Source organism: Bacillus halotolerans (assembly GCF_001517105.1).
Lineage (GTDB): Bacteria > Bacillota > Bacilli > Bacillales > Bacillaceae > Bacillus > Bacillus halotolerans.
The window spans coordinates 533,340-558,930 of the sequence record NZ_LPVF01000010.1 but is presented as its reverse complement, the minus strand read 5'-3'; the positions used below and the strand labels follow the sequence as shown (position 1 = coordinate 558,930).

Here is a 25,591-nt window from a genome sequence, read left to right as displayed (position 1 = left end):
AAAGTTGTATGGTCATCTGTCCTGATTTTTCACGATTAGATCTTATTTTTTACTCAGAAAGCCATGCGATAACCACCTGGCTATTGTCAAATATCTCTATGGATTCTATAGTAGAAATTGTCAAGATTGGGGGATTTAACGTGAAAGACAGAATAAAACGGCGCTACGGGGTGAAAATCGGAGCCTTTTGCGCTGTGGCTTTACTATTAACCGGATGTGTGGGACAGGACCCGCTGGATTCACTTCATGACTCATTAGAAAAAGTCGCTGATCTAGAAAAACCGTTTCAAGAAGAACAGAAAACGCTCGAAGAATTAGAGAAGAAAGAACATGCTCTCTACAATGATGTCATCAAGCTCAATATGGATGATTATAAAAAAATCGTTTCAATATCAGACGAAGCGCTAGAGAATGTAAATAAACGAGAAGAACATCTAAAGCTTGAAAATGAGAGCATCGAAAAATCCGAATCAGAATTTGAGGAAGCCAAAAAATCCGCAGAAAATATTAAAGATAAACACATCAAGGCAAAAGCCGAGACTGCGGCAGATCATATGAAAAAAAGATATGCTGCATACAGCTCTATGTCTGAAGAATATGAAAAAGCGATTAAACTTGATAAAAAACTGTATAAGCTGCTGAAAGACAAAGACTTGACGCTGGATAAGCTTGATCAGCAGATTGAAAAAGCGAATGCATCTTATAAAAAAGTCCTTAAACAAAGCGGAGAATTTGATGTGCAAACGGAGAAATATAATAAAGCCCGCGAAGATTTATATGACGCCGCAGGCTATCATATAAAAAAGAGCTGACTATGATCAGCTCTTTTTTTAAATTCTATTCAAAATTTAAATTTCTATTGTAGTACAGTGTGATAGGTTATACTAGTACAGTTTGAGGTACAGGCTGCATCTGTTTTTTTATAGAAAATGTAAAGCGAATACATTTATTGAAAATCAGCGATGAAAACGATTGACGGTTCTTCTTTATATGGTGTAAACTAATCCATGTTAAGCGGTGTTGTATTAGTTTTTTACAACTTCGAAATAATACAGTTCAAAGCAGAGTGTAACTATCCTACATAAATGGTTTCGGCAAACTGGGGATCGGCTAAAATATATACGACTTACTGCTGATACTTTAGGGTACCCTAAGTTTGTATGTATAAAAGGAATGCACGTCTAATGACTGTTTAAAAGAAAGGAAGAGGTGACTTTAGTATGGCTGCAAAAACGAAAAAAGTAATCGTTGATAGTAAGAAGCAATTTGATGCCATTAAAAAGCAGTTCGAAACGTTCCAAATTTTAAATGAAAAGGGAGAAGTCGTGAATGAAGCGGCGATGCCTGATTTAACTGATGATCAATTGAAAGAGCTTATGCGCCGCATGGTATTTACGCGTGTGCTTGATCAGCGCTCTATCTCATTAAACCGTCAAGGACGTCTCGGATTCTACGCTCCTACTGCGGGCCAAGAAGCTTCTCAGATTGCTACACATTTCGCGCTTGAAAAAGAAGACTTCGTTCTTCCGGGATACCGTGATGTGCCTCAGTTAATCTGGCACGGCCTTCCATTATATCAAGCGTTCCTGTTCTCTCGCGGACATTTCCGAGGAAACCAAATGCCTGATGATGTGAATGCCCTTTCTCCACAAATCATTATCGGTGCTCAATACATTCAAACGGCCGGTGTTGCGCTAGGTCTTAAAAAACGCGGTAAGAAAGCTGTCGCAATCACTTACACTGGTGACGGCGGAGCTTCACAAGGGGACTTCTACGAAGGAATTAACTTTGCCGGCGCTTATAAAGCACCTGCGATCTTCGTTGTACAAAACAACCGTTACGCGATTTCAACTCCAGTTGAAAAACAATCTGCAGCAGGCACAATTGCACAAAAAGCAGTAGCTGCCGGTATTGTGGGTGTACAAGTAGACGGAATGGATCCGCTTGCTGTATACGCTGCAACTGCTGAAGCACGCGAACGGGCGATTAACGGTGAAGGCCCGACACTGATTGAAACACTGACATTCCGTTATGGCCCGCACACAATGGCTGGTGACGATCCGACTAAATATCGCACAAAAGAAATCGAAAACGAGTGGGAGCAAAAAGATCCGCTTGTACGCTTCCGTGCGTTCCTTGAAAACAAAGGCCTATGGTCTGAAGAAGAAGAAACAAAAGTAATCGAGGATGCAAAAGAAGAAATTAAGCAGGCGATCAAAAAAGCGGATGCTGAGCCTAAGCAAAAAGTAACTGATTTAATGAAAATCATGTTCGAAAAAATGCCTCATAACCTTGAGGAGCAATTTGAAATTTATACACAGAAGGAGTCGAAGTAAGCCATGGCGCAAATGACAATGATTCAAGCAATCACGGATGCGTTACGCACAGAACTGAAAAATGACGAAAATGTCTTAGTTTTCGGAGAAGACGTTGGTGTTAACGGCGGCGTATTCCGTGCGACAGAAGGATTGCAAAAAGAATTCGGTGAAGACCGTGTGTTTGACACGCCACTTGCTGAATCTGGTATCGGCGGTCTTGCCCTTGGTTTAGGCTTAAACGGCTTCCGTCCGGTAATGGAAATCCAATTCTTCGGATTTGTTTACGAAGTAATGGATTCAGTTTCTGGCCAAATGGCTCGTATGCGTTACCGTTCTGGCGGACGCTGGACTTCACCTGTAACCATTCGTTCTCCGTTCGGCGGCGGTGTTCATACTCCTGAGCTTCACGCTGACAGCTTAGAAGGTCTTGTTGCACAACAGCCTGGTATCAAAGTTGTTATTCCATCAACTCCTTACGATGCCAAAGGACTTTTGATTTCTGCGATCAGAGACAACGATCCTGTTGTTTTCTTAGAGCACATGAAGCTTTACCGTTCTTTCCGTCAGGAAGTTCCTGAAGAAGAATACACAATTGAGCTTGGCAAAGCTGACGTAAAACGTGAAGGTACTGACCTTTCAATCATCACTTACGGCGCAATGGTTCATGAATCATTAAAAGCTGCCGAGGAGCTTGAAAAAGACGGCATTTCTGCTGAAGTTGTCGACCTTCGCACTGTAAGCCCGCTTGACATTGATACAATCATCGCATCTGTAGAAAAAACAGGACGCGCGATTGTTGTTCAAGAGGCACAAAAACAAGCCGGTATTGCTGCAAACGTAGTAGCAGAAATTAATGACCGTGCGATCTTGAGCTTGGAAGCACCTGTACTTCGCGTGGCTGCGCCTGATACAGTATTTCCTTTCTCTCAAGCGGAGAGCGTATGGCTTCCAAACCATAAAGATGTTCTTGAAACAGCAAGAAAAGTACTTGAATTTTAATCAAACTGCATAATCGAGAGGGAAGATGAACGTTTTCCCTCTATTATATATCTGTTTTCAATGCTTACGTTGTAAACTTTAAAATTGCTTAATCAAACTAGGAGGTCGAGAACTGTGGCATTTGAATTTAAACTTCCAGATATCGGGGAAGGTATCCACGAAGGCGAAATCGTAAAATGGTTTGTCAAGCCTAACGATGAGGTTGACGAAGATGATGTACTGGCGGAAGTCCAAAATGATAAAGCAGTAGTAGAAATTCCTTCACCTGTTAAAGGAAAAGTATTAGAATTAAAAGTTGAAGAGGGAACGGTTGCAACTGTTGGACAAACGATCATTACGTTTGATGCACCTGGTTACGAAGACCTTCAATTTAAAGGCAGCGATGAGTCTGGCGACGCAAAAACTGAAGCACAAGTTCAGTCTACTGGTGAAGCTGGACAAGATGTTGCGAAAGAAGAGCGTGCTGAAGAGCCTGCTAAAGAAACTGGCGCAGGACAGCAGGATCAAGCTGAAGTTGACCCGAACAAACGCGTGATCGCTATGCCTTCTGTACGTAAATACGCTCGTGAAAAAGGCGTAGATATCCGTAAAGTAACAGGTTCAGGCAACAACGGACGTGTTGTGAAAGAAGATATCGACAGCTTTGTAAACGGAGGAGCGCAAGAAGCTGCGCCGCAAGAAACGGCTGCACCTCAAGAAACAGCTGCTAAACCGGCTGCTGCACCGGCTCCAGAGGGTGAATTCCCAGAAACTCGCGAAAAAATGAGCGGTATCCGTAAAGCAATTGCAAAAGCGATGGTTAACTCTAAACATACTGCTCCTCATGTAACACTAATGGACGAAGTGGACGTAACAAACCTTGTTGCACATCGTAAACAGTTCAAACAGGTTGCTGCTGATCAAGGCATCAAGCTGACATACTTGCCTTACGTTGTAAAAGCTCTTACATCTGCACTGAAAAAATTCCCTGTTTTAAACACGTCAATTGACGATAAAACAGATGAAGTAATCCAAAAACATTACTTCAACATCGGTATTGCTGCTGACACTGAAAAAGGCTTGCTTGTGCCAGTTGTAAAAAATGCAGACCGTAAAGCGATCTTTGAAATTTCTGATGAGATCAACAGCCTTGCAACAAAAGCTCGTGAAGGCAAGCTTGCTCCAGCTGAAATGAAAGGCGCATCTTGCACAATTACAAACATCGGTTCAGCCGGCGGACAATGGTTCACTCCGGTTATCAACCATCCAGAAGTTGCGATTCTTGGTATCGGACGCATTGCAGAAAAAGCGATTGTTCGTGATGGCGAAATCGTAGCAGCTCCAGTCTTAGCTCTTTCTCTCAGCTTCGACCACCGTATGATCGACGGAGCGACTGCGCAAAATGCACTAAATCACATCAAGCGTTTACTGAACGATCCACAATTAATTTTAATGGAGGCGTAATGTTATGGTAGTAGGAGATTTCCCTATTGAAACAGATACTCTTGTAATTGGTGCGGGACCTGGCGGCTATGTAGCTGCCATCCGCGCTGCACAGCTTGGACAAAAAGTAACAGTCGTTGAAAAAGCAACTCTTGGAGGCGTTTGTCTGAACGTTGGATGTATCCCTTCAAAAGCGCTGATCAATGCTGGCCACCGTTATGAGAATGCTAAGCATTCTGATGACATGGGAATCACTGCTGAAAACGTAACAGTTGATTTCACAAAAGTTCAAGAGTGGAAAACTTCTGTTGTTAACAAGCTTACTGGCGGTGTAGCAGGTCTTCTTAAAGGCAACAAAGTAGATGTAGTAAAAGGCGAAGCTTACTTTGTAGACAGCAATTCAGTTCGTGTAATGGATGAGAATTCTGCTCAAACATACACGTTCAAAAACGCAATCATTGCGACTGGTTCTCGTCCTATCGAATTGCCAAACTTCAAATATACTGAGCGTGTCCTAAATTCAACCGGCGCTTTGGCTCTTAAAGAAATTCCTAAAAAGCTTGTTGTTATCGGCGGCGGATACATCGGAACTGAGCTTGGAACTGCGTATGCAAACTTCGGCACTGAGCTTGTTATTCTTGAAGGCGGAGATGAAATTCTTCCAGGCTTCGAAAAACAAATGAGTTCCCTTGTAACTCGCAGACTGAAGAAAAAAGGCAACGTTGAAATCCATACAAACGCGATGGCTAAAGGCGTTGAAGAAAAAGCTGACGGCGTAACAGTCACTTTCGAAGTAAAAGGTGAAGAAAAAACCGTTGATGCTGATTACGTACTGATTACTGTCGGACGCCGTCCAAATACTGATGAGCTTGGTCTTGAGCAAGTCGGTATTGAAATGACTGACCGCGGTGTTATCAAAACTGACAAACAGTGCCGCACGAACGTACCTAACATCTATGCAATCGGTGATATCATTGAAGGACCGCCGCTTGCTCACAAAGCATCTTACGAAGGTAAGATTGCTGCAGAAGCGATCGCTGGAGAGCCTGCAGAAATCGATTACCTTGGTATTCCTGCGGTTGTCTTCTCTGAGCCTGAGCTTGCATCAGTCGGTTACACTGAAGCACAAGCGAAAGAAGAAGGCCTTGACATTGTTGCTGCTAAATTCCCATTTGCAGCAAACGGCCGCGCGCTTTCTCTTAACGAAACTGACGGCTTCATGAAGCTGATCACTCGTAAAGAGGATGGCCTTGTAATCGGTGCGCAAATCGCCGGCGCAAGCGCTTCTGACATGATTTCTGAATTAAGTTTAGCTATCGAAGGCGGCATGACTGCTGAAGATATCGCTATGACAATTCATGCGCATCCAACATTGGGTGAAATCACAATGGAAGCTGCTGAAGTGGCAATCGGAAGCCCGATTCACATCGTAAAATAATAGAGATGACATAACAAACAGCCCCGCTGTAAGCGAGGGCTGTTTTATTTATTTAGACAGTACATGCTGTAATGGTTTAATAATGTCTTCTTTCTTTTTCACACATCCCTCTATTTTCACAACGACATGCCGCTGATCAACAACCATGAGAGTAGGGACGGTTTCGATTTCATCTTCCCAGCCTTTTCTGTTATCGTATACCTTCATTTTATCTATTTGGTCAGGATAATCCTTTTCTAAATCTAGCAGAGCATCATAATATGACGCCTCTTGATCAATTTGATTTTCATCAGAAAAAAATAGGATTTGAGTATGATGAATGCTGTCAATTCGGCTTTTTTTTATTGGATTGATTGTGGAAAGGGTGCAGCCCGATAAAGCAAATACTATCATCAGTATGGGAAATACCGCGCGATATCGCATCTATCTTCTCCTCTGTATAAACCATAGTAAACTAGTTTTAGTTTATCATGAGTAACCGCGTCATCTGCTTCTTGTTACCTAATTGTTATATAATTGAAACCGTTTTTAAAGAGCGATAACATCTCTTTAAAACCCAATACTCTGAACGCACACATTATTCATCGCGAATCATTTGCAATTTCGTTACACTATTCAAAAAAAGTTCGCGAAAACATGAAATCACAATGTCTTTTCAGCATAAGTATCGAATGAAAGCGTTTGTTAAGAAGATGATAATTTATGGAACCGAAAAGAAAAAACATGTTACATTAAAAATTTTCGAAATAAATGTGTTATACAATTTGTCGTTGACATTTTAAATATGACATATTAATATAATACCAACAAAAGAAATTAAGCGTTTTCAAAATTAAAAGAAATGGGGAATGAGAGATGGGTACGATTGTTTGCCAAGATTGTAACGAAGCCATTCATTACTTCGAGGATGAGAAGGTTACAACGTTATACGGAACATGCTGCGGACAATGTCAGTGTCCTCTTGATGAAGAGTAAGAAAAAGCATGCGGCTTAGCCGCATGCTTTTTGTATTTATTGAATAGCTTTTTGCTCTTTTATGACTCGAATCATGCTCAAAGTAGAATCCTCCGGTCCTTGAACAGGAAGCCCGGCATCAATGTTTTTGAAGATGTAGCTGATGTTTTCTTCTGTAATAATCTCGCCGGGGATAAAGATAGGAATTCCAGGAGGATACACCATCACAAATTCAGCGATAATCCGTCCTGCTGCTTCTTTTAATGGAACAATTTCTGTATTTGCATAGAAAGCGTCACGCGGCGTCATCGCCAGTAACGGGATTTCTGGAAGCAGTACCTCTGTCTGTTTATGCGTAACATCATTTGCTGACATTTGACGCGCAATCTCTTGTAAAGCTTCCACAAGGCGATCTGCATCGTTCTGGCTGTCACCAGGTGTGAAGATACACAAAATGTTATACAGATCTGAAAGCTCTACTTCAATATTAAAGGATTCCCGCAGCCACTTCTCGACATCATGTCCTGTGAGCCCGAGGTTTTTAACTGAAATAATTAATTTTGTCGGGTCATAATTGTAAGCCGCTTTAGAACCGAGTATTTCAGAACCGACACAGTAAATGCCGTCAATTTGGTTCAGACGTTCTCTCGTCTGATTAGCAAGCTTCAACGTTTCTTCAGCAAGCTGATAGCCCTCTGTCGCAAGCCGTTTTCTGGCGACGTCCAAAGAGGCTAGAAGCAAATAAGAAGTAGACGTGGTTGTCAGCATGCTGAGTATCGATTGCACTCTGTCTTTAGAAACAAGGCCTTCTTTCATGTTTAGAATAGAGCTTTGTGTCAGTGATCCGCCTAGCTTATGCACACTTGTCGCAGCCATGTCTGCACCTGCCTGCATTGCTGAAAGCGGAAATTGGTCGTGAAAATGAATATGAACGCCGTGTGCTTCATCGACCAGAACCGGCACATCAAAGGAATGGGCTAGTTCTACGATGCTTTTTAAATCAGCAGCTACCCCGAAATATGTCGGGTTGATCACAAGAAGCCCTTTGGCACCAGGATGTTCATTCAGCGCACGTTTAGCGGATTCAAGTGTAATGCCGTGAGAGATGCCCAGTTCATTGTCAATTTCAGGATGAATAAAGATTGGGACAGCTCCGGAAAATACAATAGCTGACATAATGGATTTGTGCACATTTCTTGGAATGATGATTTTATCTCCAGGTCCGCAGACAGCCATCACCATTGTCATGATTGCGCCGCTTGTTCCCTGAACAGAAAAAAAGGTGTGATCCGCGCCGAAAGCTTCGGCCGCCAAATCCTGCGCTTCTTTAATAATGCCTTTAGGCGCATGCAGGTCATCTAATGGTTCAATATTAATCAAATCTATACTTAACGCGTTTTCACCGATAAATTGTCTGAACTCCGGATCCATTCCTGCCCCTTTTTTATGGCCGGGAATGTGGAATTGAACAGGCTGTCTGCTTGCGTGCTTTTTCAGGCCTGTGTATAAGGGTGTTTCATGTTGCGACAATTGTTTTCCCACCTTTGTAGTAATACCTATGCATATTAGTGTGTATTAAAATCAGTTTCTCAACAGTTTTTTAGACGTAAAACAAATGAATTATATTATGAACTTGAAAGAATGTAAAGAACAATTTATGATCAAATGAAGATGCTTTTTGTAAAAGGAAAGCGAATCTATAAGGAGTGAAGAAAATGGAATACCAATATCCGATGAATGAAGATTGGACAACCGAAGAAGCAGTGGATGTGATTGCATTTTTCCAGCAGGTTGAGCTGGCTTATGAAAAGGGTGCCGACCGTGAAGAGCTGCTTAAGACGTATCGGCGATTCAAAGAAATTGTGCCGGGAAAAGCTGAAGAAAAAAAGCTGTGCGGCGAATTTGAGGAACAAAGTACATACTCTCCTTATCGTACGGTCAAGCAGGCGAAGGAATCTGACCAGGCAAAGATTAAGATGTAAAAGGAAAAGAGCCGGATGAAAGGTCCCGGCTCTTTTTTTATGCTTGTGATACTTTTTGGGTTAAGCGGTACAGAAATGCAAGCTGCTGGAAGGCACCGTCGATTCGCTGAAGGAATTCTTCGTTATTCATACTCAGCACCTCATCTTTTGAAAGCTGAATACCGCATAACAGCTCGGCTTTCTTTATGGTCTGCAAACGTTCAAACAATGTCTTGAGCTGTTCCTTGTCCATTTCTGACTGCTTATGGACCCCCGGCTTTGTGTGATCCGCAGACCAAACGAAGCTGTCTGGAATGTGATTTGTAACGCTGTCTTGATTCGCTTCAAGCAATTTGCCGTATTCTTCTTTTATAGGGGACTCATAAATGATCGCGAACCATACAAAAACATGGCTCTCCCACAAGCCGATTTGAAAATGCGGCAGTTTTTTATAGCCTCTTTTGCTGTTTGCGAATGCCACCCAGCTGTCTGCAGGAGGGTTGACTGATCTCCTTGCATGCTTGGCCACATGGGGAAACATTTCATCTCCGGTTAAAGCGGATAATGTCGGGGCAAAGTGCTCGCCTAAAGCAGTCAGCTTCGGACGAACCCGCTCTTTTAACACCTCCATGCGCGCGTCTAAGCCGTCTATTGTAAATGTGTTAAAGTCTTCTTCAGTAAAACGCATTTGTGTCATGATTTTCCTCCTTCATGCTAAGTATACATATTTTATCACAGTTAGAACGCGCAGCAAAAAGATGAGCACGCGTTTGAAGAGAGGGGGAATGTGGTAATAAACGAATAGGTAAACACACAATTTTCAGAATCATGTTACAGGTAAATAGAAGAATCATAGGATATAAGAAGTATCATTGTTGAATGGCAAAATGGGATGCTTTTTTAAAACAAATGATCTCTGGAAGGGGCGAAAGACAATGAGGCAAGTTGTGAAAGAGGGATTTAGGGAAGAGAAAAACAACCGTGTAGCTGTCTGGAGACTAGAGGTTGATTATGAATTGGCAACCCTTTATGAGGCAATGCAAAAGGAAAATGACGAACAAATTGAGCTAAGCAAAAACAAACTTGAACGTCTCAGAAAAGAATGGATTCGCCTCAACGGGTAAAAAGCTATAGTGAAAACGAACCGCGTGAATGGTTCGTTTTTACGTGAGAAGGCATATTTTTCATTTTCCTTGCTTTTTCACCGCCGTTATCAGTATCCTATAAAATAAAGGTCTACATAGAAAAGAGGTACGCATGAATGACAAATTGGGCGGAAATTGATGAGACTGCAAAGAAATGGATAAAAGAAGCAGGCGCAAGAATTAAACAGTCGATGCACGAAAGCCTGACAATTGAAACAAAATCAAATCCGAATGATTTAGTCACCAATATTGACAAGGAAACGGAAAAGTTTTTTATTGACCGCATCCAAGAAACCTTTCCTGGGCATCGCATACTCGGAGAAGAAGGACAAGGAGACAAACTTCACTCGTTGGAAGGTGTCGTCTGGATTATCGATCCGATTGACGGGACGATGAATTTTGTGCACCAGCAAAGAAATTTTGCAATCTCAATCGGTATTTTTGAAAATGGAAAAGGAAAAATCGGATTAATTTACGATGTGGTGCATGATGAACTGTATCACGCGTTTAGCGGTAAAGGTGCTTATATGAATGATACGAAGCTGTCTCCTTTAAAGGAAACCGTTATTGAAGAAGCGATTCTAGCCATTAATGCGACATGGGTGACGGAAAACAGAAGAATTGACCCGGGTGTGCTGACACCGCTTGTGAAAAGGGTGAGAGGAACACGCTCCTATGGCTCTGCCGCTTTAGAACTGGCAAACGTCGCTGCGGGAAGAATTGACGCTTACATTACAATGCGGCTTGCTCCTTGGGATTACGCAGCTGGCTGTGTGCTGTTGAACGAAGTAGGGGGCATTTATACAACGACTGAAGGGGAACCATTCACTTTTTTAGAAAATCACTGTGTGCTGGCCGGAAACCCATCTATACATAAAATAATATTTGAAGAGTATCTTCATGCTGAAAAATAGACCAATTGAACAGGATGACCTCAGTTGGTTTGAGGAAATTGCGGAGGCTCATCCTGTTTGGAAAAAGGAAGAGTTTGGGGAAAAAGATGCAGAAAGCTATATGATCTCCTACTCGATGTATAACGGATCATGGCTTGTTTGGGAAAAAGACGGTCTGCCTGTTGCCGTCAGCTATCATCTCGAATGGGCTCCTTCCAACGGAAAGCCATGGCTGGGAACAGTGCTGGTTGATCCTGCTGAAGAAAGAAAGGGACATGCCAGGAAGATCATTGAACAGATCGGCCAATCGCTTCAAGACAAACATAGAGCACTATTTACAGCGGTACCGATTGACCGGAATGAATGGATACTGTTTTTGAGCCAATGCGGCTTTGAACAGCTCAAGACGGAGAAAGATGAGGCAGATAAGCCGTACATAATCATGGTAAAGCCTTTAGTTTAAGCTGCCGTATATATGACGGCAGCTTATTTTCATGCGCAAAAAACCTCCCAATCCTTCACCATCGATTGAGAGGCGAGCCTGGTGAAGAACCAGGGGGGTTATTTTTTTACGGCATGTATATAATGAATGGTTTCAAACGCTGACAAATAATCCGTTCGTTTCTTGAAGAAAAGGTCATTGATTTCGGCTGGTGTTACATGTTCATAGATGAGTAAACCAGCTGAATCTAATGCTTCTTCGATTTCAAGATAAGTAAAACACGATTTCATCGGTTCACCGCTTGCTGAAGCCATTTTCACCATATGTTCAACTCTATTCGACTTTCCTTTTGTTTCAAAGAGCGTTTCGTCTGCATAATCAAAAACGATAGAGCTTCCTGAGGGGACACGGGCAAATAAATGGTTAAGCAGGCTATGATTATCTTCTTTCGTCAAATAATAAGAAACTCCTAAAAGGCTGAAGAACGTTTTTTGGTTATCAAAGCCTTCATCTAAGAGAGGCTGATAGGAAAACGTTTTGGTAAAGTCCATAGGAACCAAATGAAGATTCGCTGGAATAGTAAGCCTTGCATCATCCAGTCTTTTCTTTTTCAATTGCTGTGTAGCCGGGTAATCAATTTCAAATATGTCTAAGCTGTCTTCCAGCTCTGGATGCCGGAAGCAGAATGTATCTAACCCGGCGCCAAGAATGACATACTGTTTTGCTCCCAGCACCACTTCGTTGCGCAATACTTTCTCACAATATGCTGCTCGAGCTAAGGGCGTAGGGGAAAGCTGGACTTGTGTAATCCACTTTAGTATCTCCTCTGGGTCATCTTGAAACTTTTGGGCAATATCTTTATTGAAAAACTGTATGCCTTGTATCATATTTTGACTAATGTCGGAAAACTCTTTTTCAGAAATAAGGTCTTTGGCGATATAATCGTCAAAAATTTTAGGTGTATCATATTGACTGTGATAGGCTCGGCTAAACGCTGATATCAAAGCAGTTAAACTGGATTCATTTTCCCTCATACCATGTCCTCCTGATAAACAAAAATAAGATTCCCCTGGCCAGGAGAACCTTATTATACACACAACTATATGAATAGTAAATTATAGCATAAATGAAAATTTTTGTCAATGTATTTGAGGTTGGAAGAGTAAGATTCTTCTATTCAATTTCTGGCTGTTTAAATGAGAATGAAAGAATGTTTTTACAATACGAAGTGTATGGTCTTGGGTAAACCGATATGTCCGGCACCTTTTACTTTATACATAACTCATCATGACCTGCTTTTGTAAGTGCCCTGTATAAATCAGCGCTTCTTATACAGAACAACGTTATCCTGATCACCGCACATAATGAGAAGCGGAGTCGCCTCGCGATGAACATAAGCGGCTTGGGCCTAGCTCTAGAACCTGCAGTTTAAATGTTCGGGTCCAGCAGTCGGGATGAGAGTTTTCATGAGTGTGGAAAGCTCACCTTCTTCAACAATCTCTTTTGACATCAATGAAGCCCGATTTTTTTAACAATCGGCTGATTTGGCGGATAATGACCGAGTTTGTAATTACACTGTCTGCGATTTGTTCAGAGGCAAGGTAGTCATATGTACGGCTATCATGAAACAGCTGCTGATTTACAAACAAACTTGAAAATCAAGAAAAAGCCTGAGATATCTCAGGCTTTTCAGTTTAGACATTACAAACCGACGGCTTTCCAGGCTGCTTCAACTTTTGCGGCATCAGTTGAGCCATAAAGGTCACGGGCAGACTGAATGAGGGCGGCCTTCGCATCTTTGAAAGTGGAATAAGGCGTAAGGTACGTTGTTAACGCACGGTAATAAATCTGCTGTGATTTAGATATGCCCAGGCTTGTAATGGTATTATAAGCGGCTTTGTTTGGAATTCCGCTGTTTATGTGTACACCGCCGTAATCGCCTTCATCTGTATTCGGAAGGTTTTGATAGTTGGCGTAATTGTCAGGCTGGTCATATTTTGTCGGATTAGACAAGCTGCGGAGAGCCGGCTGGCTGACCGTAATGTCTTCACCGATATCCCAATCTTCTGTATCAGTGAAATAACCGAACACATCAGAGAACGACTCGTTTAATGCCCCAGGCTGATTTTCATAGACAAGGTTGGCTGTTTCTTGAGTGACACCGTGTGTCATTTCATGAGCCGTCACATCCAATGAGCCGGAAAGCGGGGAGAAGAAGGAGCCGTCTCCATCACCGTAAATCATTTGATCCCCTGTCCAAGCGGCGTTATTATAACGGCTGCCGTAGTGAACAGAAGAAACGATTTTACTGCCTTTGTTGTCATAGCTGTTTCGTTTAAATGTCGAGTAAAAATAATCGTACACTTTACCCAGGTTATAGTGGGCATCTACAGCTGCGCGCTGTGATGAAGTTGTGAATTTATTTGTTGTGCTTGAGACAAGTGTTCCCGGAAGGCGGCTTTGTCTGTTTTGTAAATCATACGTGATAATTTGAGTGCCGGTTGGTTTTGACAGATCTCTTAAAACATATTTGCCGCTTTCATAAGAAATATTCAGAGGAACTGTTGCGCCTTTTAGTGTTGTCCCTGATCCTGTTGCGGCTGCATGTTCTACTTTATTTTGCTGTTTTAAAATGGTGCCTGATTCGGCATCCACTAAGACTTCCCAGTTTGCAGGTTCAGGTTCGACATAGCGAATCGTGACATCGTAAGCCAGACGATAGCCGCCGTCCTCTGTTTCTACCGCTTTTAACTCTGCTTTATCGCTGTTTTTTGCGCTTCCGTTAGAAACGGCGTCTGGTGATTTGCCAATGGCTTTAAAAGCGAGTGCCAGAGCTTTGTCAGAGGATACCTTTTGGCTGTTTTCTGTTTTTGAAGCAGACTGATTGTGCAATTCTCCATTGATCGCATAGACATTATCAGATTTATCGACGTGAACGATCACTTGCGAATCTTTAATAGGCACTCCGTTAATGACAGGCACATATCGAAAGTGCTTGTACCCAAGATCGTCAGTTGTGCTTTCCACAAGTTTCAGTCTTTTGGCGGGATCGCCTTTAAACACTTTGCTGTTCTTTTTCAAAAACTGTTTAACAGCTTTGTCATTTGGAGCAGAGAGCTCTGTTTGTGCAATGGCGCTTTTGGGGAGAAAGTTTGTTTGATTCTCCTTAAGCCGGTCATTCTCAGCAGCCTGAACACCCGGAAGGCCGATTGATAAACTCATAAACGAAGCAGCGACAACGACGGACAATTTCTTACCTAAACCCACAATAAATCCCCCTTTTTGAAAATACTGAAAAATCTTTATATCGTTATATTAAACGAGCAATCTGGCATTCTCAACAAAAACTAACATAACTAGACAAAATTGATAGAATTGTCCTGTGTTTATTTTTGTTGAATAATATCAAGATGAGTCAAGTGTCATGCGATGGATGAATTGCAAGAGTTATGTCGTCTTTATCGAAGGGGGAGATGAGAAATTTTTGGTTTTTATTGAAACTTTTTAACAAGCGGCTTGTCTAACCTGATGAGGCCTTAATAAGAAGTAAAGGATTGTTGTTCGTGTTTGATTTATTCAGTCATTATGTATTGCATTTTGAACGTTACTTTATTTTGAGCAGGCAAAGCACTTTGCTGATTCAATGGTCAATTGTTGCCCTTGCAGCACTGTATATATTGGCATATCACCCGAAAATCAATCGGTGCCATACATTGTTTTTTGCTGGAGTATTATTACGGGTTGTTTTGCTGGCGGGCGTGTCTGTTGAACTTGTTCATCAGGTGCAGGTAACGAACTTTACCAGCGCTTATTTAAGGGATGAGGGGAACGAATTGCTGCCGCTGCTGCATTTTTTCTTATACGGGTATGTGCTGCTGACGGCTTTTCATTATATGTTAATGCTTCGTGATACTGGCGGAAAAGGGATGTTTTTTACGTTTGATCTGGCTGTTGTCAGCTTGCCGATTGTGCAGATGGTATTCAGTCTCTTTTCGTTTTGGAAGCAATATCCTGATGAGATCGAGCCGATTGTATACGGTTCTCTGTTTTTAATGATCATTCTTCCTATTGTATTGAATGTGCTATTTTTCAAACTGTATTGGAGAACAAATAAGATTTTACTAGGTTTATTTTATTCGCTGATTGTCGGACTCCTTGTACTGCTGCTTGTGCCATATTCCGAGCACATTTCGATTGACTATGGAGCTGCAATGCCGTATACGATTTATTTGACAATGGCGGGGTTTTTGATGAGTTATCATCTGTTCCAAAAGTCAGGGAAAGCTTATGTGCGTATTAAGAAGGGGCTGACGATCGCTGTCATTGTGATGTTTATTTTGCTCTTAAATCCGATATATAACTTAGGAACGGTTGCTTTCGCTATATCAAAGCCAGCAAATGTCACCGATACATTCAATTTTGTAGGAGAGCACATTTCATCTGAAAAAGCGGAACAGATTTTAAAGTCATTTTTTCCGACGGATGAGACATTATTTTTACACAACACAAATATGGATGTGCATTATTTCTACTCATTTAAAAGCATGAGTTATGAGGCAGAGGTTGATGAAGTATCCCAGATGATACGTAATTATCAGTACTTGAAAAAGGCACATGGGAAAACGCTGGCTGATCAGGAATACGTACGAAAGTCAATCGCTTTCCTTGAGCGACACGGACGAGTGTTAAGTAAGGATCATATCGAAACAAAGGTATCTAAAGAAGACGGTCAGACAGCCGTTCGTATATTCCTCAAAAATCAATTTCATAAAAAAGATAACGATGATGATGGCACAGTATTTTATTGGGAAAAGGGAACCTTAATGGGCTTTAGTGAAGACCCTTCAATTTATCAGCTTGATTCCCTTCGGCATGTTCATATCACAGAACAAGACATACACAACAAAGTGAAGGAAATGTTTACAGCTTTGAAAATACCTCAACAGCCTTATCAAATTACAGATATTGAAAGTAACAGCCTGCTTGGAAGCCTGGTACGGGTTGAAACAAAAGAAGGAATGGTTTTGTCCTTTGAGGCTGAAACCGGCAGTTTGCAAAGTCTTTCACTTCCAATTAAAAGAAAAAGTTCACTGGCAAACAGTCAGCTGCAGCAGCAGATGTTGTCGGTCTTCGAAGCGGATGTATCAGAAATAAAGAAAAAAAGCAGGCAGAGTGATAAGGCGGTGTATTCTGATTCCTCTAAAACATATGAGTTTTTTGAAGATCAAGGGTTGCTAAACGTTTATGTTTACAACGGTACACCCGATAATTCATTCCCGTATACGTATCGTGATGGCAAATTGGCTTATGAAAAAGTAGCTTCTGTATATAAGGATGTCATTTACAAAAAACGCATGCGTCCGATTATCGTTCAAAGAGGGAATGAACGCCATTATGCATGGCTGATCATTATTCAGCCGTTCGGCTCAAATCGTCATGATGCTTATGTGGTGGATGGAGAAACTCAAGAGGTGAAAAGTCTTTATGAATCATAGAGAAAAAGAGGCTGTGTTTTTAGATTTATACGACCTATATAAAGAAAGAGAGCTAGAGGATGAATCAATGGACTGGATGAAACAGCATGAGCCGTTATATCAAAAAAATGCGGAAGCCTTAAAGAGTGAATCATGTTCAAAGAGAACTGAAGATGAGAGCCAAATCAGACATATGAAAGTATATATGTCTTCCATGTATATCTGTTTCATTTTATTGGCCATTTGGATGACGGTGTGGTTTTATTTTTAATGAAACAGAAGGATTCGATTGAGAATTTGTATCGACAGTATTACCAGGAGATTTTGAATTATTTATTCCGGAGAACTCATCAACTCGAAACAGCCAAGGATTTAGCTCAGGACACTTTTGTGAAAGCCTTTAACGGGCTTGCTTCGTTTAAAGGGCACTCCTCCATCAGAACGTGGCTGTATACGATTGCACACCATACATTTATTAATTGGTACCGAAGGGAAGTTAAATACCAATTTACTGATATCAGCTTAAATGATGGACTGAAACAAACGACTTATGAACAGCCTGAACAGTATCTTTCGCGGACGGTTAAAAGTGAAACGTTGCGGCAAGAGCTCCTGCAGCTAAAAGATCAGCACCAATCCGTTTTAATTTTAAGAGAATTTCAAGAGCTTTCTTATGAGGAAATCGCCGAAATCTTAGGCTGGAGCCTTTCGAAAGTGAAAACCACACTTCACCGGGCTAGATTAGAGCTCAAGAAAAACATGACGAAAAGCAGAGAGGAGGAGCGGATATGACCTGCTTTCTAGTAAGAGACCTTCTCCCTCTGTATATTGAAGGTGATTGCAAAAAAGAAACGGAAAACTTCATTGAAAAGCATATGAACACCTGCCGCAGCTGCAGAGAAATGTTTGAACAGATGTCTGAGCCTTTTGAGTTTAAAGATGAACAGCCCCCTCAAGATGCTTTTCTGCCTGAAGAAGAAATCCGTTTTAAACAAAGATACTATGGTTTGCTGATTATTAAAGCAGCCTTCTGGTTTGGAGCTGTGTTTGCTGTGATGCTGATCATCAAACTGCTGATATAAAGGAAAAGCGCTTGCCGGATTTACGGACAAGCGCTTTTATTACATTAAGCTTGCGGATGAAGCATTTGGTAGATGGCTGCAAGCTGTTCTTGAGACAGTGCACCGAAGAGCTTTTCATAAAAATCAGCCTGCTCCGGTGTCGCACCAGCTTCTAAAGCTGCATCTTTATCAAAGCTGTACGCTCCATCTTCTGAAACAATGGATGCCTGCAGAATATGAATTTTAAGGGAAACAGCGGCGAAAAATTGGTCAAGCGTGAGTGCTTCTTTTTCTGTGAAGCCGAGCTCAACAGCTTTTTCTGTATCAAATTTGTAGCTGCCGTCTTCAACATACACACATTGTGAAACAATATCGAAGAATTCAGATGTCGATTCCCACAATTTCGTAATGATTTGAGCCTCTTCTTGAGTCATTCCTAACTCGACAGCTTTTTCACTGTCGAAATAATAAACTCCGTCTTCTTCATATATACATTGATTTAATAAATCGAAAAATGTATTCAGGTCTTCATTTGTGATTGTCTCCTGCAAAGCAGGTGTGCTGTGATTAACTGTTTTTGCGCTTGCGGCATCAGGTCCGAAAGTAAGCAGGGTGGCTGAGGTCAGTGCGGCAGTTGTAAGTATGGCTTTTTTTACAAATGGTTTCTTCATGTTTCGTCTCTCCTTTTTGTGAATTGTGGTACAAATCCCATTATAGGGAGAGGATGGTGTGAGGGAAATAGGCTTTATGGTAGTTTGTGTATATCAATGTCGAACCACTTTTGTTTGGTTAAAAGTGTCATATTTAGAACGATTGTCCATGAATGGATGTTGTTTTGCTTCTTCCCGCCTAGGAAACAGGGGAGATAAGCCTTACGTAACGAAAAAACACCGCATTCATTTGCGGTGTTTTTGATTACAATGTCTTTAGCAAGGATAAGCTTTTAATCGAGCAATCCTTGCTCGCGCATTTTCTTTTTTAACGTAAATCCGCTTCCCATAACGGCGCAAACGAGCACAATGCTGGCGATAATGCCCCACGCGCTTTTTTCGGCGATAAAGACGCCGATCAGCATTATGCTGAAAACCGCTGCAAATGCAAATAATAATAAAAGCCAATTCATTTTTTTCATATTTCCATCCCCTTTTACGTCTTATGATAAGTTTACAGAAAAACGTGACGCTTTTAAAGAGGATGTGTGGTATAATATGAAAGTTATCTAATTTTTTTAGGAGATGAAAAAGTGAAACTTCGAAATGATCTTCGCAACATCGCGATTATTGCCCACGTTGACCATGGGAAAACGACTCTAGTCGATCAGCTTTTACACCAGGCTGGTACATTCCGTGCCAACGAACAAGTTGCTGAACGCGCAATGGACTCAAACGATCTTGAACGCGAACGCGGCATTACAATTTTGGCGAAAAATACTGCGATTAACTATAAAGATACACGCATTAATATTTTGGATACCCCTGGACACGCAGACTTTGGGGGAGAGGTAGAACGGATTATGAAAATGGTTGACGGCGTACTGCTTGTCGTTGACGCATATGAAGGCTGCATGCCTCAAACTCGTTTCGTTTTGAAGAAAGCTCTTGAGCAAAACTTGAACCCGGTTGTTGTTGTGAACAAAATCGACCGTGATTTCGCACGTCCTGAAGAAGTTATCGATGAGGTTCTTGACCTGTTCATCGAGCTTGACGCAAATGAAGAACAGCTCGAATTCCCGGTGGTATATGCTTCCGCGATTAATGGAACAGCGAGCCTTGACCCTAAGCAGCAAGATGAAAACATGGAAGCTTTATATGAAACGATTATTAAGCATGTTCCGGCACCTGTTGAGAATGCAGATGAGCCGCTTCAATTCCAAGTTGCACTTCTTGATTATAACGACTATGTAGGCCGTATCGGAATCGGACGTGTTTTCCGCGGTACGATGAAAGTCGGTCAGCAGGTTTCTCTTATGAAGCTTGACGGTACAGCTAAATCATTCCGTGTGACAAAAATCTTTGGTTTCCAAGGCTTAAAACGGGTGGAAATTGAAGAAGCAAAAGCGGGAGACCTCGTTGCGGTTTCCGGGATGGAAGATATCAACGTCGGTGAAACAGTCTGTCCTGTAGAGCATCAAGAACCGCTTCCGGTGCTTCGTATTGATGAACCGACACTTCAAATGACATTTGTCGTAAATAACAGCCCGTTTGCCGGCCGTGAAGGGAAATATGTGACAGCCCGTAAAATTGAAGAGCGCCTTCAGTCACAGCTGCAGACTGATGTCAGCTTGCGTGTCGAGCCTACAGCTTCTCCAGATGCTTGGGTGGTTTCTGGCCGCGGTGAGCTTCACCTGTCTATTTTAATTGAAAACATGCGCCGTGAAGGCTATGAGCTTCAAGTGTCAAAACCTGAAGTTATCATCAAAGAAATTGACGGTGTACGCTGTGAGCCTGTAGAGCGCGTGCAAATTGATGTTCCGGAAGAGCATACAGGCTCTGTAATGGAATCAATGGGAGCGCGTAAAGGTGAAATGATCGATATGATTAACAACGGTAACGGCCAAGTCCGTTTAATCTTTACAGTGCCTTCCCGCGGATTGATCGGTTACTCAACAGAGTTCCTGTCATTAACACGCGGCTTCGGTATCCTGAACCATACGTTTGACAGTTACCAGCCGATGCAGGCGGGCCAAGTCGGCGGACGCCGTCAAGGTGTGCTTGTGTCAATGGAAAACGGAAAAGCGACATCTTACGGAATTCAAGGGATTGAAGACCGCGGTGTGATCTTTGTTGAACCTGGTACTGAAGTTTATGAAGGAATGATTGTCGGAGAGCATAACCGTGACAACGACCTTGTTGTCAATGTCAGCAAAATGAAACAGCAGACAAACGTCCGCTCTGCAACAAAAGATCAAACAACAACAATTAAAAAAGCGCGCATCATGTCTCTTGAAGAATCTTTAGAGTACTTAAACGAAGATGAATACTGCGAAGTAACGCCTGAATCCATCCGTTTAAGAAAGAAAATCCTTAATAAAAACGAACGTGAAAAAGCGGCTAAAAAGAAAAAAACAGCAGGATTGTCTTAATCCCTTGCAGAATTTGAAAAGATAGAACCCGTACGCTGCAGGGGAGGGAATCTTTTTGAATGATGTAAGCGAACGCCTGTCGTTCTTCGCCGCTCTATATCAAGTGGATCGGCAGCCAGCAGCAGGCATGTGGCTGCTGTATGGCACCATTTTTGTTTTAGCTGTTATTGTGTTTAAGCTTGGATTTGCAAAACGGCTTCCGGTATTAAAATCCGCAGTGGTGTACTTATTTCTGGCTTTAGGTTGCACTGTTTTGACTTTTCTCGGTGTATTTTTGCCTGTGGCAGAGGGATTGGTCGTCGCTGCATTGATTTTAATCATTTACAAAATTCGGCTGTATCAGTCGAAAAAGGAACAGTCCGCAAAATCATGAAAAAAGACTCAGCATCTCGCTGAGTCTTTTTTTTGTATTCTGTATGAATAGCTGCCGCTTTATTTTTTAACTTTTTCTTTCTTCTGCTGTCCCGGGTGAAATGTGAACTTTCCGGTTTTCAGCCGTTCTTCTGTTTTTTTGGCAATTCGGTCATGGCATTCCTGGCACATATATGTATGGATCGGACGGTTTCTCAGCCGTTTCGCGATCAGGGTTTCATCATCAATCGTTTCAATTTTATCGCAAATGGAACATTGGACCCTCATCATATCACCTCTTTCACTCTAATATGCATTATATCATGGATCAGATGCTGTCCAAAATAAGAAAAAGCTAAAGCCGAAAGGGCTCTAGCTTAATCATTATTATTCTTTTTCATATGATGATCAGATTGATCGTTTTGTTCCGTTTCCATTTCCTTCTCTTGCTTTCTGTTTAATTGATCGTTTTGCTGCTTGGTTTGCGGTTCATCTTCATCGTCAATCACATCGTTAGGCACTTCCGGAAGCACCCGGCCGACAATCGCGGCCAGTTCATCTAAAATCCCCGTAACAGGACGGCCTTCACTGATCTCTCTTCCCATTTCATTGAGACGGCTGACGGTATCAGGATCAGCGACCACTACTGCTTTGGCGCCGTGCCGATCATTTTTTAAAGCCTGTGCCACAGAGTATTTGATGGTTTCGACTTTGCTTCTATCCAGGTTATCGTCGACGTCAATTCCTACTACAGCATATCCTCCAAGCACAACAGCTGTCGCATCCTTGACATCCGGCACTTTTTCCGCAACGCCGACAAGATGCTTGGCAATATCAGTTCTAGTTCCATTGTCTTTTGTTTCCTGAGATGTGTCCTTTACGTGAATCGGTTTTGTTTCCTGCTGTCTTGTTGATTCTTTTTCAATATTTTGCTCCTGTCTTCCCTGTTGAACAGCGCAGGCGGATAAAATGAGTGTGAGCTGTATGATAATGAAAAGAATTCGCACTTGCGGTTTCCCTCCTTGAAATGCATTCATTAATTTTATTGTTGAATTAACCTTCTATCTTTATTCACAAAAACATATATTTTAGCAGGCGTTCACCTTTTTCATCGTAAGAGAAGCAGGAAGAACTTTGACCACCCTTATATCAGGAGGCTGAGACTTGAGTAAAATTTATGTGTTAGATACGAATGTGTTATTACAGGATCCTAACGCTATTTTTTCTTTTGAAGAAAATGAAGTTGTCATCCCTGCTGTCGTTTTAGAAGAGGTTGATTCCAAGAAACGATATATGGACGAAGTTGGGAGGAATGCGAGGCACGTATCTAAGCTGATAGACGCGCTAAGACTGAAGGGGAGGCTGCATGAGAAGGTTCCGCTTGATACGGGGGGAACGCTGCGAATTGAATTGAACCACCGTTCCTTTCACCAGCTTCAAGAAATCTTTATCGAAAAAACGAATGATAATCGTATATTAGCCGTTGCTAAAAACTTAAGCCTTGAAGAAGAGACGAAGGAAGACGGTAGGCCTGTGATCCTTGTCAGCAAGGATGTATTAGTCAGAGTCAAAGCGGATGCCATCGGCCTTCTTGCTGAAGATTTCTTAAATGACAGGGTTGTGGACAATGATGAAATGTACAGCGGATATAAGGATTTATATATAAACCAGCAGCTATTTAGCTCTTTTTACGGAAAAAAACAAATTTCAGTTCAGGATATGAAGCAGCATGCATTTTACCCAAACCAGTTCGCCTTAATGAAGGATGAATTAGGAGGGTCGTCCTCTGCCGTCGGTATTGCGGATAAAACGGGCACGGTCCTAAAAAGACTTGTGTTTGATGATGAACACGTATGGGGAATCAGGCCGAGAAATGTTCAGCAGACAATGGCGTTAGAGCTTTTGCTGCGAGAAGATATTCCGCTGGTGACGCTGATCGGAAAAGCCGGAACCGGGAAAACGTTGCTTGCTTTGGCAGCGGGGCTTTTACAGACAGAAGATTTAGGGATATATAAAAAGCTGGTCGTGGCAAGGCCGATTGTTCCTGTCGGCAAGGATATCGGATACTTGCCGGGTGAAAAAGAGGAAAAGCTAAAGCCTTGGATGCAGCCGATTTTTGATAACTTAGAGTTTCTGTTTAATGCCAAGAAACCGGGAGAGCTCGAGGCGATTTTGGCGGGGATCGGTTCAATCCAGGTAGAGGCGCTGACGTATATCAGAGGGAGAAGCATTCCTGATCAATTTATTATCATTGATGAAGCGCAAAATTTGACCAGGCATGAAGTGAAAACACTTCTTACAAGAGTGGGCGAAGGCAGTAAAATTGTCTTAATGGGCGATCCTGAACAAATTGATCACCCATATTTAGACAGTCTGAATAATGGTCTGGCATATGTCGTTGAGCGGTTTAAAGGACAACCCATCTCCGGCAGTGTGAAGCTTTTAAAAGGTGAGAGATCCGGGCTTGCCCAGCTTGCCGCTGACTTGCTGTGACGATTTAAATGATGTCGATCACTTTTATATTGGTGATTGGCTGTTTGTGATCAACTGGATCTTCAAAATAAATATGAACTGGGCCGCCTTCCTGAATCGGCTTGCCCGCCTGGCTGAAATGGACAATGCTGTTCAGCGCGGTTTCAAGAGGAACGGCGGCTTTACCGGAACTTGTAATAAATACACATTGTGATGCAGAGCTGAGCGGCTCGGCATTTTTCAGCACAGTTCCCAATTTCATTGCGAAGCTGCCGTTCATCAGTTTTTGTTTCTCAAATTGTTTTTCCGTCTTTAATGTAGGCGGCGCAATCCGTCCTTCTCTAATAACACGTTCAGTATCAAGGCCAGATTCATTCTCAGCCGTATGAAAATTGACTTCTTGGCCGTCCCCTTTACGGTCAAATGAAAATTTGCGATCATCAAAAATCCATACGCTCGGATCAATCGTAATCGGATATGTAACATTGCCTTTTACTTGTATAACGCTCATGGTATAACCCCCTTCTCTCAAAATTATAAAAGTTTTCGCATGAATTGTCACTTTGTGTAACAAATTATATGTATTGAGATGCTCAGGGAGCGAGGGTGGTCGCATGGTATGCCGGCATAATGACGAGCTGGAAGCGTTAGTGAAAGAAGCGAAAAAAGTGACAGACAAGGGAGAGGTGGCCAGCTATATTCCCGCTTTAGCAAAAGCTGATCAGCACGATCTCTCGGTAGCGATTTATTATTCCAATAATACTTGTCTGTCAGCGGGTGACGTAGAAAAAACATTTACTCTTCAAAGTATATCGAAAGTGCTCTCGCTTGCCCTTGTGTTAATGGAATACGGCAAGGACAGAGTCTTCAGTTATGTCGGACAGGAGCCGACCGGTGATCCGTTTAATTCAATCATTAAGCTTGAAACCGTGAATCCGAGCAAACCGCTAAATCCTATGATAAATGCCGGAGCATTGGTTGTAACCAGCTTGTTGAAAGGACAAACGTCTAAAGAGAGACTCGATTATCTCCTTTCTTTCATCAGAAAACTGACAAACAACCAAGGCATCACCTACTGCCGGGACGTAGCTGATTCTGAATACAGCACATCAATGATTAATCGGGCGATGTGTTATTATATGAAGCAGTACGGGATTTTTGAGGATGATGTTGAAGCAGTAATGGATTTATATACGAAGCAATGTGCGATTGAGATGAACAGTCTTGATTTAGCAAAAATCGGGGCTGTGTTTGCGCTCAACGGCAGGCACCCAGAAACAGGAGAACAAGTCATTTCAAAAGATGTCGCGAGAATTTGCAAGACGTTTATGGTTACCTGCGGAATGTATAATGCAAGCGGAGAATTTGCGATTAAGGTCGGAATTCCTGCGAAAAGCGGAGTGTCAGGAGGGATTATGGGCATTTCACCCTATGATTTTGGCATCGGGATTTTCGGCCCGGCTTTGGATGAAAAAGGGAACAGCATTGCTGGTGTAAAGCTTTTGAAAATAATGTCTGAAACGTACAAGCTGAGTATTTTTTAATTTATGTCATCTGTTTAAATCCTCTTGCATTTTCT

General features: G+C 42.1%; 28 protein-coding genes. 18 read left to right on the top strand and 10 right to left on the bottom strand.

Going from position 1 to position 25,591, the window contains the following annotated elements; all coding sequences use genetic code 11:
* The first annotated feature begins 140 nt into the window (after positions 1-140).
* The 5 genes from AU387_RS13175 (at position 141) to lpdA (ending at position 6,177) form a co-directional block, all read left to right on the top strand.
* Positions 141-812 (top strand): YkyA family protein, encoded by a 672-nt coding sequence (locus AU387_RS13175; RefSeq protein ID WP_059292844.1) that lies wholly within the window; start codon positions 141-143, stop codon positions 810-812.
* Positions 813-1,220: 408 nt separating this feature from the next.
* On the top strand, positions 1,221-2,336 hold the full coding sequence (gene pdhA, locus AU387_RS13170; protein ID WP_024121261.1) for a pyruvate dehydrogenase (acetyl-transferring) E1 component subunit alpha: 1,116 nt from the start codon (positions 1,221-1,223) through the stop codon (positions 2,334-2,336).
* A gap of 3 nt (positions 2,337-2,339) precedes the next feature.
* On the top strand, positions 2,340-3,317 hold the full coding sequence (gene pdhB / locus AU387_RS13165) for a pyruvate dehydrogenase complex E1 component subunit beta (protein ID WP_014113660.1): 978 nt from the start codon (positions 2,340-2,342) through the stop codon (positions 3,315-3,317).
* Between the two features lie 114 nt (positions 3,318-3,431).
* Positions 3,432-4,760 (top strand): pyruvate dehydrogenase complex dihydrolipoyllysine-residue acetyltransferase, encoded by a 1,329-nt coding sequence (gene pdhC, locus AU387_RS13160; protein WP_024121262.1) that lies wholly within the window; start codon positions 3,432-3,434, stop codon positions 4,758-4,760.
* A gap of 4 nt (positions 4,761-4,764) precedes the next feature.
* Positions 4,765-6,177 carry a dihydrolipoyl dehydrogenase gene (gene lpdA, locus AU387_RS13155; RefSeq protein ID WP_044156025.1) on the top strand — a complete coding sequence of 471 codons (1,413 nt, stop codon included), beginning with the start codon at positions 4,765-4,767 and terminating at the stop codon, positions 6,175-6,177.
* A 48-nt stretch (positions 6,178-6,225) separates the two neighbouring features.
* Here the strand turns inward: lpdA and slp are convergent, their stop codons facing one another.
* Complete coding sequence (gene slp, locus AU387_RS13150) at positions 6,226-6,600, bottom strand: peptidoglycan-associated lipoprotein Slp (RefSeq protein WP_024121264.1); 375 nt, start codon at positions 6,598-6,600, stop codon at positions 6,226-6,228.
* A 432-nt stretch (positions 6,601-7,032) separates the two neighbouring features.
* Here slp and AU387_RS21290 point away from each other — a divergent pair, with 432 nt between their 5' ends.
* Entirely contained in the window at positions 7,033-7,152 is a 120-nt protein-coding gene (locus AU387_RS21290; RefSeq protein ID WP_010334106.1) for a GapA-binding peptide SR1P, read from the top strand.
* 36 nt (positions 7,153-7,188) lie between these two features.
* Here the strand turns inward: AU387_RS21290 and speA are convergent, their stop codons facing one another.
* Positions 7,189-8,661, bottom strand: a complete 1,473-nt coding sequence (speA, locus tag AU387_RS13145; RefSeq protein WP_059335856.1) for an arginine decarboxylase — start codon at positions 8,659-8,661, stop codon at positions 7,189-7,191.
* Positions 8,662-8,846: 185 nt separating this feature from the next.
* On the opposite strand from speA, the gene AU387_RS13140 reads away from it, so the two are divergent.
* Positions 8,847-9,113 carry a UPF0223 family protein gene (locus AU387_RS13140; protein WP_024121266.1) on the top strand — a complete coding sequence of 89 codons (267 nt, stop codon included), beginning with the start codon at positions 8,847-8,849 and terminating at the stop codon, positions 9,111-9,113.
* A gap of 37 nt (positions 9,114-9,150) precedes the next feature.
* Here the strand turns inward: AU387_RS13140 and AU387_RS13135 are convergent, their stop codons facing one another.
* The gene (locus tag AU387_RS13135; protein ID WP_044156023.1) at positions 9,151-9,789 is read right to left on the bottom strand and encodes a YktB family protein; all 639 of its coding nucleotides are present in this window, start codon (positions 9,787-9,789) and stop codon (positions 9,151-9,153) included.
* A 238-nt stretch (positions 9,790-10,027) separates the two neighbouring features.
* Between AU387_RS13135 and AU387_RS13130 the strand changes: the two genes are divergently transcribed.
* The 3 genes from AU387_RS13130 (at position 10,028) to AU387_RS13120 (ending at position 11,593) form a co-directional block, all read left to right on the top strand.
* Positions 10,028-10,216, top strand: coding sequence for a hypothetical protein (locus AU387_RS13130; RefSeq protein WP_010334110.1), 189 nt, complete (start codon positions 10,028-10,030; stop codon positions 10,214-10,216).
* A gap of 137 nt (positions 10,217-10,353) precedes the next feature.
* A complete protein-coding gene (gene suhB / locus AU387_RS13125) occupies positions 10,354-11,151 on the top strand; it encodes an inositol-1-monophosphatase (protein WP_059335855.1) in 798 nt (265 codons plus the stop codon).
* Entirely contained in the window at positions 11,138-11,593 is a 456-nt protein-coding gene (locus AU387_RS13120) for a GNAT family N-acetyltransferase (RefSeq protein ID WP_059335854.1), read from the top strand. The genes suhB and AU387_RS13120 overlap by 14 nt, the downstream gene beginning before the upstream one ends.
* A gap of 98 nt (positions 11,594-11,691) precedes the next feature.
* On the opposite strand, the gene AU387_RS13115 is transcribed toward AU387_RS13120, so the two are convergent.
* Positions 11,692-12,606, bottom strand: coding sequence for a class I SAM-dependent methyltransferase (locus AU387_RS13115; protein ID WP_059335853.1), 915 nt, complete (start codon positions 12,604-12,606; stop codon positions 11,692-11,694).
* A 667-nt stretch (positions 12,607-13,273) separates the two neighbouring features.
* The gene (locus AU387_RS13110; protein WP_044156018.1) at positions 13,274-14,839 is read right to left on the bottom strand and encodes a M4 family metallopeptidase; all 1,566 of its coding nucleotides are present in this window, start codon (positions 14,837-14,839) and stop codon (positions 13,274-13,276) included.
* Positions 14,840-15,126: 287 nt separating this feature from the next.
* Between AU387_RS13110 and AU387_RS13105 the strand changes: the two genes are divergently transcribed.
* Genes AU387_RS13105 through AU387_RS13090 form a run of 4 tightly spaced genes read left to right on the top strand, consistent with a single transcriptional unit; the run spans position 15,127 to position 18,128 of the window.
* The gene (locus tag AU387_RS13105; RefSeq protein WP_082687901.1) at positions 15,127-17,067 is read left to right on the top strand and encodes a hypothetical protein; all 1,941 of its coding nucleotides are present in this window, start codon (positions 15,127-15,129) and stop codon (positions 17,065-17,067) included.
* Positions 17,057-17,317: a hypothetical protein gene (locus AU387_RS13100; RefSeq protein WP_059335852.1), complete on the top strand. Its 261-nt coding sequence runs from the start codon at positions 17,057-17,059 to the stop codon at positions 17,315-17,317. Before AU387_RS13105 ends, AU387_RS13100 begins: the two co-directional genes overlap by 11 nt.
* Complete coding sequence (locus tag AU387_RS13095; protein ID WP_059335920.1) at positions 17,317-17,838, top strand: sigma-70 family RNA polymerase sigma factor; 522 nt, start codon at positions 17,317-17,319, stop codon at positions 17,836-17,838. Before AU387_RS13100 ends, AU387_RS13095 begins: the two co-directional genes overlap by 1 nt.
* Entirely contained in the window at positions 17,835-18,128 is a 294-nt protein-coding gene (locus tag AU387_RS13090) for an anti-sigma factor family protein (protein ID WP_044156016.1), read from the top strand. Before AU387_RS13095 ends, AU387_RS13090 begins: the two co-directional genes overlap by 4 nt.
* A gap of 44 nt (positions 18,129-18,172) precedes the next feature.
* On the opposite strand, the gene AU387_RS13085 is transcribed toward AU387_RS13090, so the two are convergent.
* On the bottom strand, positions 18,173-18,778 hold the full coding sequence (locus tag AU387_RS13085) for a hypothetical protein (RefSeq protein WP_059335851.1): 606 nt from the start codon (positions 18,776-18,778) through the stop codon (positions 18,173-18,175).
* 272 nt (positions 18,779-19,050) lie between these two features.
* Positions 19,051-19,239, bottom strand: a complete 189-nt coding sequence (locus AU387_RS13080) for a YlaF family protein (protein WP_010334117.1) — start codon at positions 19,237-19,239, stop codon at positions 19,051-19,053.
* Positions 19,240-19,350: 111 nt separating this feature from the next.
* On the opposite strand from AU387_RS13080, the gene typA reads away from it, so the two are divergent.
* The gene (typA, locus tag AU387_RS13075) at positions 19,351-21,189 is read left to right on the top strand and encodes a translational GTPase TypA (RefSeq protein ID WP_010334118.1); all 1,839 of its coding nucleotides are present in this window, start codon (positions 19,351-19,353) and stop codon (positions 21,187-21,189) included.
* Between the two features lie 55 nt (positions 21,190-21,244).
* Positions 21,245-21,562 carry a YlaH-like family protein gene (locus AU387_RS13070; RefSeq protein ID WP_024121276.1) on the top strand — a complete coding sequence of 106 codons (318 nt, stop codon included), beginning with the start codon at positions 21,245-21,247 and terminating at the stop codon, positions 21,560-21,562.
* A 59-nt stretch (positions 21,563-21,621) separates the two neighbouring features.
* Here AU387_RS13070 and AU387_RS13065 read toward each other — a convergent pair whose 3' ends face one another.
* Positions 21,622-21,831, bottom strand: a complete 210-nt coding sequence (locus AU387_RS13065) for a YlaI family protein (protein WP_081638297.1) — start codon at positions 21,829-21,831, stop codon at positions 21,622-21,624.
* 86 nt (positions 21,832-21,917) lie between these two features.
* Entirely contained in the window at positions 21,918-22,547 is a 630-nt protein-coding gene (locus AU387_RS13060) for a YhcN/YlaJ family sporulation lipoprotein (protein WP_059335850.1), read from the bottom strand.
* Between the two features lie 157 nt (positions 22,548-22,704).
* Here AU387_RS13060 and AU387_RS13055 point away from each other — a divergent pair, with 157 nt between their 5' ends.
* A complete protein-coding gene (locus AU387_RS13055) occupies positions 22,705-24,033 on the top strand; it encodes a PhoH family protein (protein ID WP_024121278.1) in 1,329 nt (442 codons plus the stop codon).
* 4 nt (positions 24,034-24,037) lie between these two features.
* Here the strand turns inward: AU387_RS13055 and AU387_RS13050 are convergent, their stop codons facing one another.
* Positions 24,038-24,523 carry a hypothetical protein gene (locus tag AU387_RS13050; RefSeq protein WP_059335849.1) on the bottom strand — a complete coding sequence of 162 codons (486 nt, stop codon included), beginning with the start codon at positions 24,521-24,523 and terminating at the stop codon, positions 24,038-24,040.
* 103 nt (positions 24,524-24,626) lie between these two features.
* On the opposite strand from AU387_RS13050, the gene glsA reads away from it, so the two are divergent.
* Positions 24,627-25,556 carry a glutaminase A gene (glsA, locus tag AU387_RS13045; RefSeq protein WP_044156011.1) on the top strand — a complete coding sequence of 310 codons (930 nt, stop codon included), beginning with the start codon at positions 24,627-24,629 and terminating at the stop codon, positions 25,554-25,556.
* Positions 25,557-25,591 lie beyond the last annotated feature (35 nt).